Origin of the sequence: Halorussus limi (assembly GCF_023238205.1) — an archaeon.
GTDB lineage: Archaea > Halobacteriota > Halobacteria > Halobacteriales > Haladaptataceae > Halorussus > Halorussus limi.
The window spans coordinates 1,834,493-1,856,507 of sequence record NZ_CP096659.1 but is presented as its reverse complement, the minus strand read 5'-3'; the positions used below and the strand labels follow the sequence as shown (position 1 = coordinate 1,856,507).

Here is a 22,015-nt window from a genome sequence, read left to right as displayed (position 1 = left end):
ACGCACCGACGCCGGCCGCTTCAGAACGACTCCGCGACCCCGCGGTAAATCTCGTAACAGCGCTCCAGCACTTCGACGCTCGCGCTCTCGGTGTCGGTGTGGGCCTCGCCGGGTTCGGCCGCGCCGCAGACCACGCAGGTCGTCCCGGTCTCGGCCAGCCATCCCGCGTCGGTCGCGTGGGGTTTCGAGACGAGTTCCGGCGCGCGGTCCCGTCCTTCCTGCGCCTCACGCGCGGACGTCAGCACCGTCTCGGCGAAGTCCGCATCGTCGCACCGCATCGGCGGGAGGTCTTGGTCGACGGTCCACTCGACGCCCTCGATTTCCTCGACGCGCTCCAGCGGCGCGCGCTCGCCGGGGACGGTGCGCTCGTCAACCGTCACCTCGCACTCCTCGGGAACGACGTTCCACGCGCTCCCGCCGTCGATTCCCGTGACGGCGACGCTTCCGCGGACCGCCTCGCCGAGGACTTCGACCGCGGGAAATTCGAGGTCCCGAATCGCGTCCACCGCGTCGCAGGCCCGGTAGACCGCGTTCTCGCCCGACTCGGGTTCGCTGGCGTGGGCCGCCGCGCCGCGGGCGGTGACGGTGCTTCCCCGGCGGCCCTTGTGCGCGACCGCCACGTCGGTGACGCCCGGCGCGGAGTACCCGGTCGAGCCTTCGCCGACGACGGCGTAGTCGGGCGTGAAGCCATCCTCGATGGCCGCCCGCGCGCCGATACCGCCCTGCTCCTCGCCGACGAAACTGGCGAAAACGAGTTCCGGAGCGGATTCGTCGGCGGGGTCGTCGTCGGACTGCGTCCGACCGCTCACGGTGTCGCCCACCGCGGCGTCTCGGAACGCCAGCATGGCGGCCGCCACCGAACCCTTCATGTCGGCGGTCCCGCGGCCGTAGAGGCGGCCGTCGCGCTCCTCGACTGTGTACGCACCGTCGGCGGTGGTCTGAGAGTCGGCCGGCGGCACCACGTCGTGGTGGCCGACCAGCGCGAGCGATTCGCCGCCGGAACCGCGTCGGGCGAGGACGTTCCCGGTCGGGTCTCGCGTCACGTCGGCGTCGGTCTCTTCGCGGAGCCAGTTCTCGACGAAGTCGCCCGCCTCGGTCTCGTCCTCGTGGGACGGAATCGAGACGAGTTCGCGGGTCAACTCGGTGAGTTCGCTCATGGCAGTGGTGTGGTCCGCTAGCCGCTTGAAATCGCGGGTCGCGGAACGTCGACGCGCGGACGCCGGACCGACGCACCGACGCGGACTACAGTTGCTCGCGCTCGTACTCCCGGACTTGCTCCTGCAGGCGGTCGAGTTCGGCGGCGACTTCGGGGTCGGCGTCGTCGCTCAGGCGGTCGATTTCCGCCCGAAGCTCCTTGATGCGGTCGGGATACGGCGGGTCCTCGCCCGACTCCATCGCTCCCAGCGACTCCTCGATGGAGTCGAGCGTCAGGCGCACGCCGCGGTCGGCGTCGGTGTCCTCGCGGATGCGCCGGATTTCCTCGTGAATCGCGTCGAGTTCGGCCATGTCCGACTCGACGTGCCCCGCGAGAAAAGGCGTGATGGCTCTCTCGGAGCCAGTAGCGTGACACAGCATCTCTGCCCGTCTTCCGAACGTAGCGCCGGCCAGAAGGTGCGAAATCGGCGCATTGCCGGTCGTCCTCGGTCGAGAGTGCTTGACAAATCGGGCACAAGCCGAAAAAGGGTGGCTCTGTTACATCGTCCATGTCTGGGGAGATGCGGTCTACGACGGACGAATCCGGAGATGACGCCGAGGGACCGCCGGCGAACATCTCCGACGAGCAGGCCGAGGGCGTCACGACCGAGCGACCGACGACTGCGGAGGGGCGGTGTGGCTACACACACGAAGCGAGCGCCGTCACCAATCTCGGCGGCGTCTGTTGCTGGCGGCCGGTCTGGGGCGAGACCGACCGGTGTATCTGGCACGCCGACGTGGCCCAGAAGCCCTCGCGCGAGTTGGAGAACGCCGCGCCGACCGTCGGCGACCGCCTCGACGGGGCTATCTTCCGCGACGTGGAGCTTTCGGGGAGCGATTGGCTCGCTGACCGGACCATCACCGACGCGCGCTTCGTCAACTGCAACCTCGAAGATACCGACGTGAGCGGGTCCGACCTCCGGTACTCCCACTTCGAGGGCGTGGACGCCCAGTCGGTGAACCTCCGGGGAGCGAACCTCGAACACACCGAGTTCCACCGGACCGACCTCCGGGGGGCCGACCTCTGCGGCGCGCGCCTCCACTACGCCGTCTTCGACAACGCCCGCGTCGACGAGTCCACGAACTTCGGCGACAACGTCGTCTACGAGGACGAACTGCTCGACGCCGAGGACGACGGTATCACGTCGCTGCGCATCCGACGCCAGCACGACGGCGACGGAAGCCGCATGACCCGCTACGAGGCGGCCCACTGGACGTACAAGGAACTCCAGCGACTCACCGAGGAGAACGGGCTGACCGCGGCCTCGCGGAACTACTACATCCAGCAGAAGGACGTTCGCAGGCGCGAGGCGTGGGAGTACGGCTCCTACCCCCGCGCGCTGGGCAAGGAGACGTGGCGCTGGACGACCGGTTACGGGTCGAACCCGTGGCGAGTCATCGCCACGGCCGCCGTCGTCATCGTCGTCTGTGCGATTCTGTTCCCGCTGGTCGGCCAGATACACGACGGGACGCCGAGCGGCGTGCCGGTCAAGTACTACTTCGACCCCGGCAGCGGCCTCTACTACAACGTCGTCGTGTTCTTCCAGAGCCTCTACTTCAGCGTCGTCACGTTCGCCACGCTCGGCTACGGCGACATGCAACCGGTGTTCATCTGGGCGCGAGCGGTCGCCGCCGCGGAGGCGCTCTTCGGCCAACTGCTGATGGCCCTGCTCGTGTTCGTCCTGACGCGAAACGTGACGTGGTCGGAGTGAAGCGAGTCGCGGGGAACCGATTCGAGGGGCGGCGATTCTGCTGGCTTTCGCTCGACGTGGATTCTCCCGGCTTTCGCCCGACGTAGACCGGTCGGCGACGGCGGGCCGACCGGTGTCGCCGCGGTACCGCCGAGCGTGTCAGATACCGCAGTCGTCCACGTACTCGAATCCCTCGTCGTAGTCGTCGTCCGCGTCGTCGGACTCGGCGCGGTCGAAGGTGGCGTCGCCGGCGTCCGAGCGGTCGGGACCGCCGCGGCCGAAGTGAGAACGGTCGGAGTCGTCGCGGTCACTGTCGGAGTCGCCGCCGGACTCGCCCGCCCCGGATTCGGCGGTCGCGGCCGCGTCTCCGAACGCGGCCTCGGCGTCGGACGCCGGGGTCTCGGCGCGCTCGTCGTCTAACTTCCGCTCGATGGCGTCGGCGACCCACGCCTCCAGCGACTCGCCGCCGTCGAGTCGGTCGTCGATGCGCGACTTCGTCTCGGCCTCGACCGTGACTACGAGGTGTTCGTGACGCATGGACCGCGATTACGAGACTCGCGCGGATAAGTTAGTCGTCCGTTCGGGTGGTCCGTCCGCCGGTGCGAGTCGAAGGCACGGCCGGGTCGGTCAGTCGTCAACCGCCTCGGCGGCCTCCTCTGCCGCGCCGTTCGGGCGGGCCATATCGAACGCGGCGACGGCGAGCGCGCCGACCTGATTGAACACGAGGTCGTTGACGATGTCGTCGACGCCGTACTGGACCAGCGGCGCCTTCCCGCCGAGGAGCGAGGCCAGTTTCTCGGTTCCGAACTCCAGAATCTCCCAGAAGACGCCGAACGCCATGACGAAGACGAGGATGAACGCGAACTGGAGTTCGCTCGGGAGCGTCGTCCGGTCGGACTCGCGGTCGATGGCCTTGACGGTGGCGTAGCCAGCGCCCGCGACGATGGACGCGGAGAGGGCGTGGGCGACCGAGTCGTACCACGGCACGTTCCGGTAGGGCCCGAGGAACCCGGCCGCGTGGACGAACACCGCGGTCGAAATCCAGAGGACGTAGCTCACGTCCAGCGAGATGCCCGCGTCCCGGCGCAGGACCGCCGGGACGAACGTGACCCCCAGCGAGACGCCGGCGTTGACCGCGACCCCGGTTTTGCCGCGGGCGAGGCCGTAGAAGACGAGACCGGCCAGTCCCGCCTGTAGCAGGCGGACCAGCCAGCGTTCGCGCTCCTCGTTCAGCAGGTCAGAGTCGGCCGGTCGGCCGGTCATCCGCGCTCGCCCCCCGAGAGGTCCGACGCCCGCCGGTCGGTCGGGTCGAGATACGCGAAGTGGACCTCGAAGACGAGCGCCGCGGCGACCCCGGCGACGGTCGCACGGACGAACTCCCACATTACGGCGTCTATCGTCGGCAGGAGGTCGGTTCCGAGCCATAAGTCGGAGTAGAACTGGAGGACCACCCAGACGCCGATGGCGGCCATCGTCGCCATGACCACCGTCGCGTCGGCGAACCACGGGGCCATCTCGGCGTCGGTGAACACCGCCAGTTCGACCACGACCGCCAGCGCCACCGCGGCGACCCCGACGTAGACCGCGTAGTCGGTCAGCCACGGGAGGTCGAACGCCCGCGTCGCCGCGGGCAGGGCCGCCAGCGCGGTCACGGACGGCGGCAGGACGGTTCCCAAGTCCTCGGTGAGGAGCGGCGGCAGGACCAGAATCACGAGCGTCAGATCGAGGAACGCGGCCCACACGAGGTCGTGGCTCGCGACGCTCTCGACTATCGCCACGACGAGAAGTCCCACGAAGAGCCAACTGAGGCGGTCGGCCCGCTCCCCCGACAGCGAATCGAGCATGGTTCCGTCGGAAACAGGTCGTCCACGTGATTGAAGCTTGTTGCCCTCGCGTCGCCTGCACCGCTCCGCCCTCGCACGCCGCGCCCGCACCGCCCGCGTCCGACCAGACTTGCTTCCGACCGGACTCGCTCTCACCGGACTCACGCCCGACCGAAGTTGCGCCCGCCCGTGACCGCGGCGTCGAAGCGAAGTTCCCGACGTTCCGGGGGTGTCGAAGCATACCCCTTATGGGCGCGCCGACCCAAGACGGGTACATGAACGTTCTACCGGACACGAGCGTCGTTATCGACGGGCGAATCTCCGAGCGCGTCGAGAGCGGCGAGTTCGCCGACGCGACGGTGCTGATTCCGGAGGCAGTCGTCGCCGAACTCGAAGCGCAGGCCAACCGCGGCCAAGAGAGCGGATGGGACGGCCTCTCGGAACTCCAGCGACTCGCGGACCTCGCCGACGACGGCGACATCGAGGTCGAGTACGTCGGCGAGCGCCCGGACCCCGAGGCCGCGGGTCGCGCCTACGAGGGCGAAATCGACGCCCACATTCGGGAGTTGGCCGCCGACCACGACGCCACGTTCGTCACCAGCGACAGCGTGCAGGCCGAGGTGGCGAAGGCGAAGGGCCTCGACGTGGAGTACATCGCGCCCAAGACCGACGACACGGAAATCGACCGCCTCGCCATCGAGGAGTTCTTCGACGACCAGACGATGAGCCTCCACCTCCGGGCCGGGGTCGCGCCGATGGCCAAGCGGGGCGAAATCGGCGAGATGCACTACCAGCAGATTCGCGACGACGTCTCGACAGAGGAGCAACTCAAGGAGTACGCCAACGAGATAATCGACAGCGCCAAGCGGTCCAACGAGGGCTTCATCGAACTCTCCGAAGAGGGGATGACCATCGTCCAGTTCCGCGACTACCGAATCGCGGTCGCGGAACCGCCGTTCGCCGACGCGTGGGAGATTACCGCGGTCCGACCCATCGTCAAGACCGACATGGAGGACTACGAGTTCGCCGACGAACTCAAAGACCGCCTGCTCGAACACCAGCGCGGCGTCCTCATCTCGGGGTCGCCCGGCGCGGGGAAGTCCACGTTCGCGCAGGCGGTCGGCGAGTTCCTCGCGGACAACGACTTCGCGGTCAAGACGATGGAGAAGCCCCGCGACCTGCAGGTCGGCCCGGAAATCACCCAGTACACCGAACTGAGCGGCGAGATGGAGAAGACCGCCGACTCGCTGCTGATGGTCCGGCCCGACTACACCATCTACGACGAGGTCCGCAAGACCGACGACTTCGAGGTGTTCGCCGACATGCGACTCGCGGGCGTCGGGATGATAGGCGTCGTCCACGCGACCCGGGCCATCGACGCGCTCCAGCGCCTCGTCGGCCGGGTCGAACTCGGCATGATTCCCCAAATCGTGGACACCGTCGTCTACATCGAGGCCGGGAAGGTCGAGAAGGTCTACGACGTGACCACGCAGGTCAAGGTGCCCGAGGGCCTGATGGAGGAGGACCTCGCCCGCCCGGTCATCATGATTCAGGACTTCGAGACCGGCCGCCCCGAGTACGAAATCTACACGTTCAACCGGCAGGTCGTCACCGTGCCGCTGAACGAGGGCGAACGCGAGGAGAGCGGCGTCTCGAAACTGGCCAAGCAGGAAATCGAGCGGGAGATTCAGTCGGTCGCCCGCGGCGCGGTGGACGTGGAGGTGCAGGGCCAGAACCGCGCCACCGTCTACGTCACCGAGGACGACATCTCCTACGTCATCGGGAAGGGCGGCGGCCGCATCGAGGACATCGAGAACCGCCTCGGCATCGACATCGACGTGCGGACCCACGACGAGAAACCGCAGTCGGTGTCAGGTGCGAGTAGCGCTGGCGGCGCGGGCGGCGCGGCCGACGCCGGCGGCGCGCGCGGCGAAGTCGTGACCCCCGAAATCACCTCCCGGCACATCGTCCTTCCGACCGACGGTCACGCGGGCGAGACGGTCGAGGTGGAGGCCGACGGCGAGTACCTGTTCACCGCGACGGTGGGCCGCGGCGGCGACATTCAGGTCTCGCGAGGCAGTGCGATCGCGGAGGAACTGGAGCGGGCAATCGACCGCGAGCAGGCGATTACGGTCGTCGGGGCGTAAGTCGGAGTCCGATCCGCCTCGACGCACCCCGACTCGCAGTCGGTCTCGAACGCGCTCGGCGTGACTGTTTCTGTTTCGACTACTTCGACGGTAACGTTCGAGAGCGGCGCGTGAAGGTCGGCCCCAGTACTCCCGGCGCGGACGCGGAAAAACGGTCTCGCTCTCGCCCACGGCGGCGGTCGGACGCTCAGTCGGCGCAGTTCTTCGCGTCGGCGGAGTCGGCCGACGTGTCGCACGAGACGTCGATTTCGTAGAGGTTCTGGCGCGCGTCGGCGAAGTACACGTCCTCCTCGACTACCTCCAACTCCTCGAGTCGTTCGAGGGCGTACCGGACGGTCCGGGCCGACAGCATCGACTCCTCGACTATCTCTTTTTGGGTCAGCGCACCCTTGTATTCGAGTACCTTGAAGACTAACTTCGCACTCGGCGGTAGGTCGTCGATGTCCTCTAACTCGGACTGAGTTGCCATCGTTACGAATCGAAACACGCGACCAGTATAAAAGTATTGAGAACGTCTGGCACTGTCCCGCGGCGGGGACCCGGTCGGGAAACGCGAGGCGTCGAGTCTCCCGCACGTAACAAAAAGGCCTTCAACTCGGGTCCCCCAACGTCTCGCATGGCGACCGAACAGGTATCCGAGCGGCGGTCCTCCCACGTCCGGGGCGTGACGGTGACGGCAGTTGCCACGCTCGCGGGCATCGCGGCGGCGTTCGTCTCCGCCGCGTTTCTCGGGACCGCGGCCAAAGACCAACTAGGACTGGCCATCGTGGCCGGATTCGTCTTCGTCCAGTTGCCGGTCCTGCAAGTGATGGGCATCGACGTGGAGGACTTCTCCACGAAAGACCACCTCTACGTGCTGTTCATGACGTTCTCGATGTGGTTCGTGACGTGGACCATTCTGCTGACGAACGGAGTCACCTTCTAACGATGGCAGACGACAGTATCGCAGTCGTGGACCTCGAACGGTGTCAACCCGACCGGTGCAACTACGAGTGTAAGAACTACTGTCCGCCGAACCGCACCGGCAAGGAGTGCATCACACTCCGGGGCGACGACGCCGACGAGGGCGAACCCGACCAAGTACACATCAGCGAAGAGATCTGCCTCGGGGAGACCTGCGGCATCTGCGTCGAGAAGTGTCCGTTCGACGCGATAGAGATAATCAACCTCCCCCAGGAGTTGGAGGACGACCCGGTCCACCGGTACGGCGAGAACGCCTTCTCGCTGTACGGCCTGCCGGTCCCGCTGGAAGGGCAGGTCACCGGCATCCTCGGCCCGAACGGTATCGGGAAGACCACGGCGGTCAAGGCGCTGGCCGGCGAACTCGCGCCCAACCTCGGCCGGCACGCCGACCCGCCGGGGTGGGACGCGGTGCTGGACGCCTACCGGGGGACCGAACTCCAAGACTACCTCGCCGACGTGCGAGACGGCGAGGTCAGCGTCGCGCGCAAGCCCCAGTACGTGGACAAGATTCCCGACCAGTTCGACGGGTCGACCGAGCAACTGCTGGAGAACGTGGACGAGCGAGGCGTGCTGGACGACCTGCTCGAACGCCTCGACATCGAACACGTCCGCGAGCAGGACATCGACAGCCTGTCGGGCGGCGAACTCCAGCGGGTCGCGCTGGTGGCGTGTCTGGCCCGCGACGTGGACTTCTACTTCATCGACGAGATTACGCCGTACCTCGACATCAGCCAGCGCGTGAAGGCCGCGCGCCTGATTCAGGAGATGGCCGAGGAACACGGCAAGTCGATGCTCGTGGTCGAACACGACCTCGCCATCCTCGACCTCGTGGCCGACAACCTCCACGTGGCGTACGGTGAACCCGGCGCGTACGGCGTCATTACCTCGCCGAAGTCGGTCCGGAACGGCATCAACGAGTACCTCAAGGGGTATCTCGACAACGAGAACATGCGCATCCGGCCGAACGCCATCGAGTTCGAGGAACACGCGCCGCGGCAGGTGTCGCGAGCCGACACGCTGGTCGAGTACCCCGACATCTCCAAATCCTACGGCGAGGGCGAGTTCTCCCTTGACGTGGAGGGCGGGACGATTCGGGAGAACGAGGTGCTGGGCATCGTCGGGCCGAACGGCATCGGGAAGTCCACCTTCGCGCAACTGCTGGCGGGTCGCCTCGAACCCGACGAGGGCGAGGCCGACTTCGACCTCGACATCGCGTACAAGCCCCAGTACATCGAAATCGACCAGCCGATGCGGACCGACAGTTTCCTGCGCTCTATCACCGACCGCGTGGGGTCGTCGTACTGGAACACCGAAATCGCCCAACCGCTCCAGTTGGACCGCATCATGGAGCAACAGCTCACCGACCTCTCGGGCGGCGAGCGCCAGCGGGTCGCCATCGCGGCCTGCCTCTCGGAGACCGCCGACCTCTACCTACTGGACGAACCGTCGGCGTATCTCGACGTCGAACAGCGGGTCCGCGCGACCAACGCCATCCGCCGGTTCGCCGAACAGCAGGACGCCACCGTGATGGTCATCGACCACGACATCTACATGATAGACCTGCTGGCCGACCGCCTGATGGTGTTCGACGGCGAACCCGCGGTCCACGGCCGCGCCAGCGAACCCAAGGGGATGCGCGACGGCATGAACGACTTCCTCGCCAACCTCGACATCACCTTCCGGCGCGACGAGAACGTCGGCCGCCCCCGCATCAACAAGCCGGGGAGCCAACTCGACAAGGAACAGAAGAAGCAAGGCGAGTACTACTACTCGCTCTGAGGGCCGACCGCTCGCGGACGCGATTTCTTTTCGGACGGAGAACCGAACGGTTTTCGTCAATCGACGCATAGCCCCACTCAGTGACACGTCTCCCCGACTGGCTCGGAACCGGTTGCGAGCGCCGCGCCAAACTGTTCGCGTGTCTCGCGGTTCTCAGCCTTGCGGTCGCGACGGTCGGCGTGCTGGCCGCCCCCGACCAACCGCGCGTGACCGTCGCCGAGGAATCGCCCGAGAACAACACCCTCGTCGCGCTACAGGGCTACAAACACGAGGGGAAGGCGGTCGAACTCGACCCCGAGGGCGAGGTCGTCTGGGAGTACGCCGCCCCCGACGACGTGTTCGACGTGGAGGCGCTCGGACCCGACCGCGTGCAGGTGTCGTCCGCCGACGAGATTCCGGACTCGAAGTGTCCGGACCGCTACCGCAACGACGGGTTCAAGGACTGCGTGCGCAACGCCCTCCGCATCGTCGAGCAGTCGAGCAACGAAGTCGTCTGGGAGTACGCGTGGTACGACGCGGAACTCCACGAACACGAACTCCACGACGCCGACCACTACACCGTTCGGGCTAACGGAAGCGGGGCCGACGGCCGCGCCGACCGGTGGGTCATGGTGGACATGGGCAACGACCGCGTGTTCGCCGTGAACCGCCAGCAGGAGGTCGTCTGGCAGTGGAACGCCACCGACACCTACGACCGGCCCGACCGCATGGGACCGGAGAGCGACTGGACCCACATGAACGACGTGGACCGCCTGCGTCCGGGCGTGTTTCAGGTCAGCCTCCGGAACTTCGACACCGTCGTCGAACTCCGCGTCGAGAACGGGACCGGTCCGGGCGAGCGGAACGTCAGCGTCTCCCCCGTCGTCGGGCCGAACCAGTTCGCGGGCAAGGGCGGCGTGCTGTACGAGCAACACAACCCCGACCGCCTCGCAGACGACCACCTGCTGGTCGCCGACAGCGAACACGACCGCGTGGTCGAACTGAACCGGTCGGGCGAAATCGTCTGGTCGTTCGGCGGGAGCGCGACCCTCGACTGGCCCCGCGACGCCGACCGCCAGCCAAACGGTCACACGCTGGTCGCCGACTCGTACAACGACCGCGTCGTGGAGGTCAGCGAGGACGGCGAAATCGTCTGGGCGGTCGAGACCGGCGCGCTCCCCTACGAGGCCGACCGACTTCCGGCCGAGTGGAGCGACGGCGCGCGCGCCGAGGGGTCCAGCGACCGCCCGACCGCGCCCGAGGCGAACTTGGCCGACGGCGGCCGGGAGTCGATGGTCGAGCGGTACCTCGGCTACGTCGTCGCCATCTCGAAGTACGTCCTGCCCACGTGGGTCGGCAGACAGGTCCTCTGGCTAGTCGTCGCCGCCGTCTCGCTGGCCGGTGCGACGATAGAGGGCGTCCGGTGGCGCGGGATTCGAGGATAGGCGGTCGAGTCCGAATCGCGACCGGACAGCGAACGCGGTTACGCCGTCAGACTCCCAATATCGGCGCGGACCACCCGGAGAAGAAAGAGGCGTCGGAAACTACAGTACGTTTCGCTGGCACGACCCGCAGAGGTTCTCCTCCTTCACGTCCACCTCGCGGACGGTCGGCGAGAAGTTCATGACGCAGCGCTTGTTGTCGCAGTGTTCCAGTCCGAGCGTGTGGCCGATTTCGTGGACGACCTCCTTGCGGACTCGGTCCGAGAAGATTTCGCCGGCGCTACGGTTCGAGAAGCCCCCGTCGCTGGAAGTCTGGAGTCGGTAGGTCGAGATGACGCTCCCGTTGCCGTCGAGGTAGGCGAGACCGAAGACGTAGTTCCGGCGGCGGTAGAAGAGGTCCTTGGGCGTGATGGCGATGTTCTTCTCGCCGGAGCCGACTCGGCCGGCGAGTTCGATGAACTCCTCGGCGCGGTACTGGTCGCGCTTGTCGTCGTGTGCCCCGTTCGGGACCGGCTGAGAGTCGTGGATAGTAACGTCGCAGTCGTAGACGGAACGCAGGGCGGTCGAAGCCTGCCGCTTGACTTTTGCAGAGAGGTCCCCGACCGGAACAACGTCAACGAGCATGGGAAACACTATGGGGGACCGACCCATAAACTTCCCGCCGTGCGTCCCCCAACCCGTCGTGCCATCGTCGGCCGATTATCCGGCTTCGAGCGGGTCGTAGAGGTCGGTATCGGCAACCGGACCGACGTGGCCGCCGCGCTGGCCGACGCCGGAGTCGCCGTGACCGCGACCGACGTGCGTCCCCGGGAGGTGCCCGCCGGGGTCGCGTTCGCGGAGGACGACGTTCTCGACCCCGACCCAGCGCGCTACCGGGACGCCGACGCCGTCTACGCGCTGAACCTCCCGCCGGAACTCCACCGGCCGACGCTCGAGGTGGCCCGCCGCCACGACGCCGCGTTCCTGTTCACGACGCTGGGCGGCGACCCGCCCGCGGTTCCGGTCGAACGCGAGACCGTGCCGGGCGAGACGATTTTCGTCGCGCGCGAATGACCGCGGCGGGGCGAAAGAGTCCCCCGTAGTCGGACGGAGACGTTCGCCGCAGCGGGTCGAAAACGTTCGATTGCGGCGGTTAGGGACCGACTACTGCCGAGACGCTTAACATCGCATCGAACGACGACCGAGGCGTGGCCGTCGCACCCGACCCGTCAGAGATTTTCGACCGAGCGGTCGAGGAGGGCGAGCGCCGCCTCGACCAGTCGATGCTCGAACTGGTCTCGACCAGTTTCATCGCGGGGTTCACCGTCGTCTTCGGGATGATCGCGCTCGGCATCGTCGAAGGCGCGTTCGAGCCGCGATTCCCCGAACTCGCCAAGATAGCGGGAGCCATCGCGTTCGGTCCCGCGCTCGTGTTCCTCGTCGTCGGACGGACCGAACTGTTCAACGAGAACTTCTTCGACCCGGTCGCGAAGGCGGTCGACGCGGACGACTCGTGGATGGTCGGGCCGCTGGTCCGCCTCTGGGTCGTGACCTTCGTCCTCAACCTCGTCGGCGGCGGTCTCTTCATCACCCTGCTGTCCGTGGAGGGAGCGCTGACGCCGGGCGCGGTCCACGTGCTGACGCGGACCGCAGAGGAGATAATCCACCGGCGGGTCGCCGCCGAGCTCGTCAAGGCCGTCACGGGCGGGGCGCTCGTCGCCCTGCTCTCGTTCCTGCTGGAGGCCGTCGACAGCGTCGGGAGTCGCATCCCGCTGGCGTACGTCGTCGGCGTCCTGCTGACGCTCGGCCCCTTCGACCACGTCATCGTCACGATACTCCACGTCTTCTTCGGCATGCTCCTCGGCGCGAAAATCGGTCTCTCCGAGTTGGCGGTCACGACCGCCGTCGTCACGGCGGGGAACCTCGGCGGCGGTCTCGGACTGGTCACGCTGAGCCACGTCGCGCAGGTGAAGGGCGCGGAGGAGTCCGAGGGGTGAGTCGCCCGGCGAACGTGTCGCTGGCCGGGTTCCGACGGGCGTCTCGGACCGGACTCGCGTCGCAAGCCCCTTGAACGCCGGTTCACTACCCCCTCGCATGCAAGCAGACGCGGTCGTGCTGGACATCGACGGGGTAGTCGTGGACGTGGCCGACTCCTACCGACGCGCCATCGTGGAGTCGATAGAGCGCGTCCACGGCGACACCATCGAGAAGGACGCCATTCAGTCGTTCAAGGACGCCGGCGGGTTCAACAACGACTGGGAACTGACCTACGCCGCGGCCCTGTTCGTCCTCGCGCGCCGAGAGGGGATGGAACTCGACGTGGAGACCTTCACCGACCGAATCGCGGCGCACCGAGCGGAGTCGGACGACGCCGAATCGGCCGACGGCCTCGACGCCGCCGAGGCGGTGGTGGACGACGCACTCGGCGAGGCGGCCCGCGAGAGCGCCCGGGCCGAGTGGGACCCCGAGCGCCTCCGCGAGGTGTTCCAGCAGCTCTACCTCGGCGCGGACCTGTACGCCGACATCGAGGGCGCGGACCCGGACCTCGACGCACCCGGCTTCATCCACGACGAGCCGATTCTGCTCGAATCCGCGACCCTCGACGCGCTGGGCGACCGTTCGCTCGGAATCGTCACCGGCCGCCCGGCAGACGAGGCCGACATCGCCCAGCGCCGGGCGGGTCTCGACGTGCCCGAGGACCGGCGGTTCACGATGGACGACTGGGAGGAGGGCAAGCCTCACCCGCACGCACTCGTCACGCTCGCGGAGCGATTCGACGCCCGTTCGGTCGTCTTCGTCGGCGACACGCTGGACGACGTGCGGACCGCGCGCAACGCCGCCGACGAGGACCCCGGCCGCGAGTACTTCGGCGTCGGCGTGCTGACCGGCGGTCTGACCGGCGAAGAAGGCCGCCGGAAGTACGAGGAGGCCGGCGCGGACGCCGTCATCGACTCGGTGAACGACCTGCCGGACTTGTTGGAGTAGGGGGACTTTTGGGGTTCGGGTCCGGCGAGTCCGACATGGACTGGTCCCGACTCGGAAGTGCGGTGCCCGACGCCCTCGTGATTTCGTTCGCGCTCGGCGCTCTTCTCACTCCGCCGGACCCCTTCACGCAGTTGCTGTACGCTGTCCCGGCGTTTCTCGTGGCACTCTCGACGCTCTGGCTCTACGGTGACCCGTCGGTCACGCCGTGGTGGCGTCGCTACCTCCTGTTCGTCGGCGTAATCGTCGTCGTCGGACTCGCGTGGCAAGCGACGGCGTTCGCGGTCGGTCTCGAATCCGCCTCCGGCGTCCGCTCCGCGTTCACGCTGGCGGGTGTCGTTTTCGCCGCGTGGATGGCGTACTTCGGCGGACTCGAACGACTCCGCGACCGCGAGGCGGTGAGCGAGTCGTGAGGCTTCGCACCGTCGAGCGCGCGGCGTGGACGCTCGGCATCGGCGGCTTTCTGAGTTACCTGCTCGGCGCGCTCCTCGCGCCGAACCCCACCCGGATACTCCCCGCCGTCGTCGGCGCGTCGGTCCTCGGGTTCCGATAGCCTACTGGTACGTCGGGCAGCAACTCGGCGACTTTCCGAGCGAGAGCGCCGGGCGACTGACGATGTTCTTCTGCACGCTGTTCGTCGTCTCGTACTTCGGAATGGAGGCGACGGAGGTCGTGGCCGCGCCCGATTCGACCGCCGAGACGGTCGGGCAGGCCGCCGCGGTGCTGGTCGGTCTCTCGGCGGGCCGTCGAGTCGCGAACCGGGGTCACGACCGGATTCGGGGCGCACTCGGCGGCGAACGCCCGCCGGAGTGAGAATCTTTAATCCGGGCCCGGCCCCACTGTGGGGTATGCGAATCGCACTCCTCGGCGGAACCGGCGACATCGGACAGGCCCTCGCGCTCCGGTGGGCGCGAGACACCGACCACGAGATTCTCGTCGGGTCCCGGGACCCCGAGAGGGCACGCGGGAAGGCCGACGAGTACGAGACCGAACTCGACAGCGTCGGCGTCGAGCGCGAAGTCAAGGGGTTCGCCAACGAGATGGCGGCCGACCGGGCCGACGTGGTGGTGCTGGCAGTGCCCGCGTTCCACGTCCGGGACCTCGTGGAATCGATCGCCGACCGCATCGAGGACGCCGACGTGTTGGTCTCCCCCGCGGTCGGGATGGACCGCGACGACGAGGGGTTCCACTACAAGCCCCCGAAGGCCGGGAGCGTCACGAAACTCGTCGCCGACGCCGCGCCCGAAGGCGTGCCGGTAGTCGGCGCCTTCCACAACCTCTCGGCCGACCGCCTCGCGAACCTCGACGTGGAACTCGACCTCGACACGCTAGTCGTCGGCGACGACGAGGACGCGGTCGGAACGGTGGTCCAGTTGGCCGACCAAATCGACGGTCTCCGGGCACTGAAGGCGGGCGGCGTCGCCAACGCGGCCGAAGTCGAGAGCCTGACGCCCCTGCTAATCAACATCGCCGTCGAGAACGAGGGGATGCACGACGTGGGCGTGACCTTCGAGTAGCGGTCGGCGACGCGGCGCGGTCGAACCTCCTTCTGGCGGTCGATTCTCCCTCTCGGCGTTAAGCCCATCTTACCCGGTTCGACAGGCAGAGCCACGCGAGAAATCAGCGGTTTCGTTACCTCGATACGCCGCCTGTTACACCAACACGGTTATATAGTGGTGTGTATTAGCATACCATGTATGGCGACCGCACCGACCGGCGACGACGACGTTTTCGACGAATTCCTGTCCGAGCGTGGCCACGAGACGGAGACAGTCGGCTGGCAAGAGGACCACAACAAGAAACAGTGTCCGGAGTGTAGCGGGCTTCACGATACGTCGGCCAGCGAGTGCTCGGTATGCGGTTGGCGACCGTAGACTCGGCCGGCCCCTCCTCGGTGCAGCGTACCGCTTCAGACGACCGACGCTTTTTTCGGCGCGCGACCGCGCGCAGACCGTGACAACCGATTTCCGACTCGGAGTCGTACGGCGCGTATGGTCCGATTCTCGACGCTCGTCATCCTCGCGGGAGTCGTCCTGCTGTTCGTCCCGATTCCGCCGGTCGCCACGATTCTCGGCGTCCTCACCATCGGGGTAGGCATCGTGATGCGGTTGCTCGGGTGACGCTCGGGCGACCACCTCGTGCGACCGGTCGCCGCGCGACGGCCGTTCGGAGGACGCAGAGCGCCGGCAGTCGTGCTACATCAACCGGTCCCACGTCTGGGGTGAACCCGGACTAGTCCGGAAACAGTAATTACAGTATTTTCATCCAGTCTCGCGGAAACCGCCGCGAGGGGGCAAGAGGCGCTTAATCGCGGTAACGAGACGTTGCGTTCGGTGTCGATAGAAATATAGTGTAAGATTTCCGTAGTGGAACAAGAGAAATGCCTGAGTGCCAGAACTGCGGTTCGTTCGTGACCGAAGCGTACGCGCGAGTGTTCACGCCGCGAGAGGTCGACAATCCGCGAGTCTGCCCCGAATGCGAGGACAAGATTCGAGACGGTAGCGAAGTGCGCGAGGCCCGGTCGCCGCGCAACACCTCCTAGCGGGTTTTCGGCCGCGCGACCCCCGCCGAGCGGCCGCGCCGTAGTCGATTTCGACCGCCGGTTCGATTCACATCGTTTTATGAGTACGGGGCTCTTGGGATTGTGGTAATGAGCCAAGATACGGAAGAACGAGTGACCCGTCTGTTCGGTGGCCCCGGTAGCGGGAAGACCACCGAACTGCTCGACAGGGTCGAAGGTCTGCTCGACCAAGAGGGCGTCGGCGTCAACGACATTCTGCTGGTCTCGTACACTCGCGCGGCCGCCAACGAGGTTCGGGAGCGCCTCGCCGAGCGCCGCGACTTGAACCCCCGGTCGCTGCAGGGGTCGGTCTGCACGATGCACGCGAAGGCCTACGAACTGCTGGACCTCTCTCGGAACGACGTGGTCGGCGAGTCCGACAAGAAGGAGTTCTGCGAGGACTTCGGCATCGAGTTCGAGGACGAGTACAGCGGCGCGGGCCGCCGGACCGCGCGTTCGACCACGCTCGGCAACAAGATTATCGCCACGAGCCAGTGGCTCCAGCGGACCCGCCGCGACGTGGCCGACTGGTACGACGTGCCCTTCCAGTGGAACGACGAGGAGGTCCGCCTGCCGCCGGACATCGACCCGAACTCCCAAGAGGGGAACAAGTACACCCCGACGTGGCCCAGCGACGACGACCGACTCGACGTGCCCGAGGCCATCCGTGGGTGGCGAAACTACAAGGGCGAGAACGACCTCGTCGGCTTCGCGGACATGCTCCAGCGCGTGCGCCAGCGGTCGCTCCTCCCGAACGTCGACTACCTCGTCATCGACGAGTTTCAGGACATCACCAGCCTCCAGTACGACGTGTACGAGGAGTGGAAGCCCCACATGGAGAAGGTCCTCATCGCGGGCGACGACGACCAGGTCGTCTACGCGTGGCAGGGCGCGGACCCGGGCCTGCTGCTCGAAGAGGGCGGCGACGACGTGATTTTGGACACCTCCCACCGACTCCCCTCCGAGATTCTGCGGGTCGTCCAGCAGGAGGTCCACCACATCGAGAAACGCCAAGAGAAGAACCTCTCGCCGCGCAAGCAGGGCGGCACCGTCGAACAGGTCGATAGCCCCTCGATGCTCGAACTCGTCCGGAACGTCCGGTACACCATCGAAGAACACGACGGCACCCTGATGTTGCTGTTCCGGGCGCGCTACCAGATGTTCCGGTTCATCGACGAGTTCATCGACGAGGGCATCCCGTTCAAGTGCCTGACCGACCAGCGCATGTGGACCGACCGCCTCCAGCAGTACGTCGACGCGGTCGAGAAGATAGACGACGAGGAGCCGATTACCGGCCTTCAGGCCCGGCGACTCGCCGACATGCTTCAGGACTCGGCGTTCGGCACCAGCGAGCGAGACGACCTCTTCGACGCCATCGACGAGCGAAAGGAGGAGGCAGACACCGACGACCTCGCCGAAATCGAGGTCGACCCCGACTTCGTGACCGACTTCGCCCCGTTCATGCCCGGTCCGGCCTCGGCCGCCGACATGGTTCGAAAGGTCACGAGTTTCCAGAAGAACTCGATGCGGGCCTACTTCGGCGGCGACTACGAGGGAATGGAGGCCGACCGCGTCCGCATCGGCACCATCCACTCCGCGAAGGGTCGCGAGGCCGACCACGTCTTCGTCGCCACGGACCTGACCGAGAAGGTGGTCGAGCAGATGGCCGCCACGGTGGACGGTCCGGTGGACGGCGAGGAGTTCAACTCCACGACCGACCCCGTGCCGGTCCTGACCGACAACGAGCGCCGCGTGTTCTACGTCGGCATGTCCCGCGCCCGCGAGCGCCTCGTCGTCATGGAGAATCTGGTCGGCGGCGCGCCGACCCTGCCCATCGACGTGCTGCTCTACAACGAGCGCAACGGAAAGGGCGTCGCGGACGTGCTGGAAGAAGTCTCGGAACCGCCCGCCCAGTAAGTCGGTCGCCGGTTCCGGTCGTCGCTGTTTCTCGAATTTCGACGAGCCGACCCCGACGACGTGAGCCGGGGGCGATGTCTAATATATTATAATTATGCTATACAATAAGTTGGGTAATTAAATCTGAGGTTATCGCACCTAAAAATCTGAGGCCAACGTTTAAATGAACGGTTTTTGCTGGTACTCCTATGGGAACGTTTAGTGAGACACACGTTGACAAAATCCGGGGCCGGGGCGGTCTGCCCATCGGTCGACAGAACCACCGCGTCGAGAGACCTGACCCGTCTCGGACGGAGGGGAGACGATGAAGATACGGACGAAACTCATCGTGCTGTTGCTGGTCATCTCGCTCGTCCCGGTTTCGGTGGTCGGGATGGCCGGACTCCAGAACATGCAGGACATCGGGTCGTACGCGCAGGACCAGAGTTCGAAGCACCTCGAAGACCAGATAACGAAGGACCTGAACGGCACCGTCGAAGCCAGAACCGAGGAGTTCGAGAACCTGCTCAACGTGCGGCGGGTGGACGCGCGCTCGCTGGCGGAGTCCACCTCGGTGCAGAACTACGAGGCCGCGAGCGCGGGTGAGATGGAACTCATCCAGCGACAGAGTCAGAGGCAGGTCGGGTACACCGCGCTCCAGATGCACGACACCATCGAGACGACGAAGCAGACGGTTCTCGAAGAGGAGTACGGCGGCCGTAACTGGGAGGACCTCTCGTCGGCCGAACAGCAACAGGTAGAGAACAGGGTCGAGACTATACTCGTGGGAACGACCGCGAGCGGAACTCGTCCGAGCGGCACGCTGTCCGAGATGTTCCAACCGGGGTACATCGGCGACACCGGCTACGCGTACGTGACCGACCTCGATTCGAACATCGTCGCCCACCACAGCCTCGAAGACGGGTTCAACCTCAAGAACGACGCCTCGTTGACCGTCTTCGACGACATCCGGTCGAACGTCGAGTCGAGCCCCGCTATCCGGAACGGGACGAAGTGGGGCATCGCCGAGTACGACTGGGAGGACACCACCCAGAAGGGGAACCCGAAGGAGCGCAAGTTCATCGCCTACACCTACCACGAGGACTTCGACTGGGTGCTCGCGCCCAGCGTCTACTACTACGAACTCCAGACCGCCGCCGTGCAGAACGCGCGTGACGGAATCAACGAGTCGTTCCGGAGTTATCTCAACACCAGAACCGTCTCGGTCGGCGGCGAGTCGGTGCGGGCCTACGACGAGATTATCCTGACCGACGAGGAGGGGCAGGGCGTCCTCCGAGCGCAAACCAGCGGGGACGAGGTCACGACCGAGTCGGTCGCCGGTACCTCGTACGCCGACACCGCCTGGTTCAATCGGACGAAGTCCCTGGAGAAAGGGGCAGTCCACTTCGGCGACGTCCGGTCGGTCGGCGGCAAGCAAGTGGCGTACATTACGACGCCGGTGTATCACGACGGCGAGTTCGCGGGAACCGTCGCACTCAGGTTCAACTACAGCATCCTCACCGCGATGACGAACCACGTCACGGTCGGCGAAACCGGCCACCTGACTGTCGTGAACGACGAGGGTCGGGTGCTGAGCCACCCCGACCAGTCGGTGATCGATTCGGGCGCGAACATCGACGACGAGTCCTACGCGGGGTCGCTGGCCACGCTGGCCGACGAGCGAATACTGGCGGGCGAGACCGGACTGAACACGTACACGCGAACCGAGGGCGGTACCGAGAGTCGGTACTACGTGTCCTACACTCCGCTCCAGTTCGGGGACAGACAGTTCGCGCTACTGGGAACGGTTCCCGAGAGCGACGTGAAAGCGCCGGCCGCCGCGCTGAGAGAGGACCTTCGCGACCGGACGACCTCCGCCCGGAACTTCGTCCTCCTGCTCGTCGCCGGTCTCATCGTGGCCGTCGTCGGACTGGGGTACAAGGCGGCGGAGTACTTCTCGACGCCGATAGAGCAGATTCGGGACCGAGCGACCGCGCTCGCCCAAGGGCGCTTCGACGAGGAGACCGACATCGACGCGTCCGACGACGAAATCGGGGAACTCGTCGAGGCGTTCGACGAGATGCAGGGGAACCTCCGAACGCAGGTCGCGGAACTGCAGGCCGTCAGCGAGAACCTCGGCGAGGGGACGCTAGACCAGGAGGTCGACACCGACCTCCCCGGCGAGTACGGCGCGATAATGACCGACATCGACGAGGGCATCGAGAAGCTACAGGTCGGGTTCGACGAGATTCGCCGGACCAGCCAGCAGATACGGGAGGGTCGCCTCGACCAGACCGTCGATACCGACCTCCCCGGCGAGTACGGTGCGGTCCTCGCGGACCTCGAAACCGGCGTCGAACAACTCGGGGCGAGTTTCGACCGGATTCAGGACGCCAGCGAGCAGTTGCGCGAGGGAACGCTCGACCAGGACGTGGACGCGGAACTGCCGGGCCAGTACGGCGAGGTGATGGCGGATCTGGACGCCGGACTCACCGAAATCGAGAGCAGTCTGGCCGAGGTCAAGGACTTCGCCGACCGCTTCGCACGCGTGAGCGACGAGACAGCGACCAGCGCCCAGCAGATAGAGGCCGCGAGTCAGGAGACCGCCGAGTCCGTCGAGGAAATCGCGTTCGGGGCCGAACAGCAGACCGAACAGCTACAGGCCGCGGCGAGCGAGATGAACGACCTGTCGGCCACCATCGAGGAGGTCGCCTCGTCGGCCGACGGCGTGGTCGAGACCGCCAACGAGGCGGCGGAACTCGCCGACCGGGGCCGCGAACACGCCGCCGACGCGACCGCGGAGATTTCGGCCATCGAATCGGAGGCCGACACCGCCGTCGAGCAGGTCGAGAGCCTGGAGAGCCAGATAGAGGAGATAAACGACATCGTCCAGTTGATCACGGACATCGCCGAGCAGACCAACCTCCTCGCGCTCAACGCCTCCATCGAGGCCGCACGGGCGGGCGAGGCCGGCGAGGGGTTCGCGGTCGTGGCCAACGAGATCAAATCGCTGGCGAGCGAGGCCGGCGACGCGACCGAAGAGGTCGAGAGCCTCATCGACGAGATTCAGGCCCACACCGACGACACCGTCGGCGACATGCGCTCGATGCAGGAGCGAGTCGAGACCGGTTCCGAGACCATCGGAGACGCCATCGAGATGTTCGACGACATCGCCGGGGCGGTACAGGAAGCCGAACACGGCGTCGAGGAGATTTCCGAGGCCGCCGAAGACCAGGCGGTCTCCACGGAGGAAGTCGTGGCGATGGTGGACGAGGTGTCCAGCGTGAGCCAACAGACCGCCGCCGAAGCGAGTTCCGTCTCGTCGGCGACGCAGGAGCAGACTGCGGCAATCAACGACGTCTCGCGGAACGTCGAGACGGTCTCGGACTCCGCGGACGCCCTCAAGGAACTGGTCGACGAGTTCGACGTGGACGACGACGCGGGCTCGACCGACCGGCAGTTCGGCGCGGAATCGGAGTTCCAGTCGAAGCCCACGGTCACCGACGGCGGTGATAGCGAGCCGACTGACACGTAGTCGTCACGTCACCGCTTCTCGCCGCCGTCGAACCGACCGTTGGCC

24 protein-coding genes are annotated in these 22,015 nt (G+C 66.5%); 17 read left to right on the top strand and 7 right to left on the bottom strand.

Annotation, left to right across the window (positions count from 1 at the left end; translation table 11 throughout):
- Positions 1-20: 20 nt before the first annotated feature.
- A complete protein-coding gene (locus M0R89_RS09535; protein WP_248648850.1) occupies positions 21-1,157 on the bottom strand; it encodes a M20 family metallopeptidase in 1,137 nt (378 codons plus the stop codon).
- Positions 1,158-1,242: 85 nt separating this feature from the next.
- Positions 1,243-1,506, bottom strand: coding sequence for a DUF7553 family protein (locus M0R89_RS09530; RefSeq protein WP_248648849.1), 264 nt, complete (start codon positions 1,504-1,506; stop codon positions 1,243-1,245).
- A 197-nt stretch (positions 1,507-1,703) separates the two neighbouring features.
- On the opposite strand from M0R89_RS09530, the gene M0R89_RS09525 reads away from it, so the two are divergent.
- Complete coding sequence (locus tag M0R89_RS09525; protein WP_248648848.1) at positions 1,704-2,906, top strand: pentapeptide repeat-containing protein; 1,203 nt, start codon at positions 1,704-1,706, stop codon at positions 2,904-2,906.
- Positions 2,907-3,044: 138 nt separating this feature from the next.
- On the opposite strand, the gene M0R89_RS09520 is transcribed toward M0R89_RS09525, so the two are convergent.
- The 3 genes from M0R89_RS09520 to M0R89_RS09510 all read right to left on the bottom strand — a co-directional run bounded on the left by M0R89_RS09520 (position 3,045) and on the right by M0R89_RS09510 (position 4,729).
- Positions 3,045-3,422 carry a hypothetical protein gene (locus M0R89_RS09520; protein ID WP_248648847.1) on the bottom strand — a complete coding sequence of 126 codons (378 nt, stop codon included), beginning with the start codon at positions 3,420-3,422 and terminating at the stop codon, positions 3,045-3,047.
- Positions 3,423-3,512: 90 nt separating this feature from the next.
- Positions 3,513-4,148 (bottom strand): DUF2238 domain-containing protein, encoded by a 636-nt coding sequence (locus M0R89_RS09515; protein WP_248648846.1) that lies wholly within the window; start codon positions 4,146-4,148, stop codon positions 3,513-3,515.
- Positions 4,145-4,729: a hypothetical protein gene (locus M0R89_RS09510; protein ID WP_248648845.1), complete on the bottom strand. Its 585-nt coding sequence runs from the start codon at positions 4,727-4,729 to the stop codon at positions 4,145-4,147. Before M0R89_RS09510 ends, M0R89_RS09515 begins: the two co-directional genes overlap by 4 nt.
- 254 nt (positions 4,730-4,983) lie before the next feature.
- Between M0R89_RS09510 and M0R89_RS09505 the strand changes: the two genes are divergently transcribed.
- Positions 4,984-6,855, top strand: a complete 1,872-nt coding sequence (locus tag M0R89_RS09505) for a PINc/VapC family ATPase (RefSeq protein WP_248648844.1) — start codon at positions 4,984-4,986, stop codon at positions 6,853-6,855.
- 187 nt (positions 6,856-7,042) lie between these two features.
- On the opposite strand, the gene M0R89_RS09500 is transcribed toward M0R89_RS09505, so the two are convergent.
- Positions 7,043-7,324, bottom strand: a complete 282-nt coding sequence (locus M0R89_RS09500; protein WP_248648843.1) for a winged helix-turn-helix transcriptional regulator — start codon at positions 7,322-7,324, stop codon at positions 7,043-7,045.
- A 147-nt stretch (positions 7,325-7,471) separates the two neighbouring features.
- Here M0R89_RS09500 and M0R89_RS09495 point away from each other — a divergent pair, with 147 nt between their 5' ends.
- The 3 genes from M0R89_RS09495 (at position 7,472) to M0R89_RS09485 (ending at position 11,021) form a co-directional block, all read left to right on the top strand.
- On the top strand, positions 7,472-7,780 hold the full coding sequence (locus tag M0R89_RS09495) for an EMC6-like membrane protein (protein WP_248648842.1): 309 nt from the start codon (positions 7,472-7,474) through the stop codon (positions 7,778-7,780).
- Between the two features lie 2 nt (positions 7,781-7,782).
- A complete protein-coding gene (locus tag M0R89_RS09490; protein WP_248648841.1) occupies positions 7,783-9,597 on the top strand; it encodes a ribosome biogenesis/translation initiation ATPase RLI in 1,815 nt (604 codons plus the stop codon).
- An 80-nt stretch (positions 9,598-9,677) separates the two neighbouring features.
- Positions 9,678-11,021: a hypothetical protein gene (locus M0R89_RS09485; protein WP_248648840.1), complete on the top strand. Its 1,344-nt coding sequence runs from the start codon at positions 9,678-9,680 to the stop codon at positions 11,019-11,021.
- A 99-nt stretch (positions 11,022-11,120) separates the two neighbouring features.
- Here M0R89_RS09485 and M0R89_RS09480 read toward each other — a convergent pair whose 3' ends face one another.
- Complete coding sequence (locus tag M0R89_RS09480; RefSeq protein WP_248648839.1) at positions 11,121-11,642, bottom strand: archaemetzincin family Zn-dependent metalloprotease; 522 nt, start codon at positions 11,640-11,642, stop codon at positions 11,121-11,123.
- Positions 11,643-11,681: 39 nt separating this feature from the next.
- On the opposite strand from M0R89_RS09480, the gene M0R89_RS09475 reads away from it, so the two are divergent.
- The 12 genes from M0R89_RS09475 (at position 11,682) to M0R89_RS09420 (ending at position 21,970) form a co-directional block, all read left to right on the top strand.
- On the top strand, positions 11,682-12,071 hold the full coding sequence (locus M0R89_RS09475) for a UPF0146 family protein (protein ID WP_248648838.1): 390 nt from the start codon (positions 11,682-11,684) through the stop codon (positions 12,069-12,071).
- 134 nt (positions 12,072-12,205) lie between these two features.
- Entirely contained in the window at positions 12,206-12,994 is a 789-nt protein-coding gene (locus M0R89_RS09470; RefSeq protein ID WP_248648837.1) for a formate/nitrite transporter family protein, read from the top strand.
- A 97-nt stretch (positions 12,995-13,091) separates the two neighbouring features.
- Positions 13,092-13,982 (top strand): TIGR01548 family HAD-type hydrolase, encoded by an 891-nt coding sequence (locus M0R89_RS09465; protein ID WP_248648836.1) that lies wholly within the window; start codon positions 13,092-13,094, stop codon positions 13,980-13,982.
- 35 nt (positions 13,983-14,017) lie between these two features.
- Positions 14,018-14,392, top strand: a complete 375-nt coding sequence (locus M0R89_RS09460; protein ID WP_248648835.1) for a DUF7534 family protein — start codon at positions 14,018-14,020, stop codon at positions 14,390-14,392.
- Positions 14,389-14,532, top strand: coding sequence for a hypothetical protein (locus tag M0R89_RS09455; RefSeq protein ID WP_248648834.1), 144 nt, complete (start codon positions 14,389-14,391; stop codon positions 14,530-14,532). Before M0R89_RS09460 ends, M0R89_RS09455 begins: the two co-directional genes overlap by 4 nt.
- Before the next feature lie 62 nt (positions 14,533-14,594).
- Entirely contained in the window at positions 14,595-14,792 is a 198-nt protein-coding gene (locus M0R89_RS09450; RefSeq protein ID WP_248648833.1) for a hypothetical protein, read from the top strand.
- Between the two features lie 35 nt (positions 14,793-14,827).
- On the top strand, positions 14,828-15,496 hold the full coding sequence (gene npdG, locus M0R89_RS09445; RefSeq protein ID WP_248648832.1) for an NADPH-dependent F420 reductase: 669 nt from the start codon (positions 14,828-14,830) through the stop codon (positions 15,494-15,496).
- Positions 15,497-15,676: 180 nt separating this feature from the next.
- Entirely contained in the window at positions 15,677-15,853 is a 177-nt protein-coding gene (locus tag M0R89_RS09440) for an HVO_0416 family zinc finger protein (protein WP_248648831.1), read from the top strand.
- A 117-nt stretch (positions 15,854-15,970) separates the two neighbouring features.
- Positions 15,971-16,099 carry a transporter gene (locus M0R89_RS09435; protein ID WP_248648830.1) on the top strand — a complete coding sequence of 43 codons (129 nt, stop codon included), beginning with the start codon at positions 15,971-15,973 and terminating at the stop codon, positions 16,097-16,099.
- A 260-nt stretch (positions 16,100-16,359) separates the two neighbouring features.
- Positions 16,360-16,521, top strand: coding sequence for a DUF7563 family protein (locus M0R89_RS09430; protein WP_248648829.1), 162 nt, complete (start codon positions 16,360-16,362; stop codon positions 16,519-16,521).
- Positions 16,522-16,629: 108 nt separating this feature from the next.
- Positions 16,630-18,456 carry a UvrD-helicase domain-containing protein gene (locus M0R89_RS09425; RefSeq protein WP_248648828.1) on the top strand — a complete coding sequence of 609 codons (1,827 nt, stop codon included), beginning with the start codon at positions 16,630-16,632 and terminating at the stop codon, positions 18,454-18,456.
- Between the two features lie 304 nt (positions 18,457-18,760).
- Positions 18,761-21,970: a methyl-accepting chemotaxis protein gene (locus M0R89_RS09420; protein ID WP_248648827.1), complete on the top strand. Its 3,210-nt coding sequence runs from the start codon at positions 18,761-18,763 to the stop codon at positions 21,968-21,970.
- The last annotated feature ends 45 nt before the right edge of the window (positions 21,971-22,015 follow it).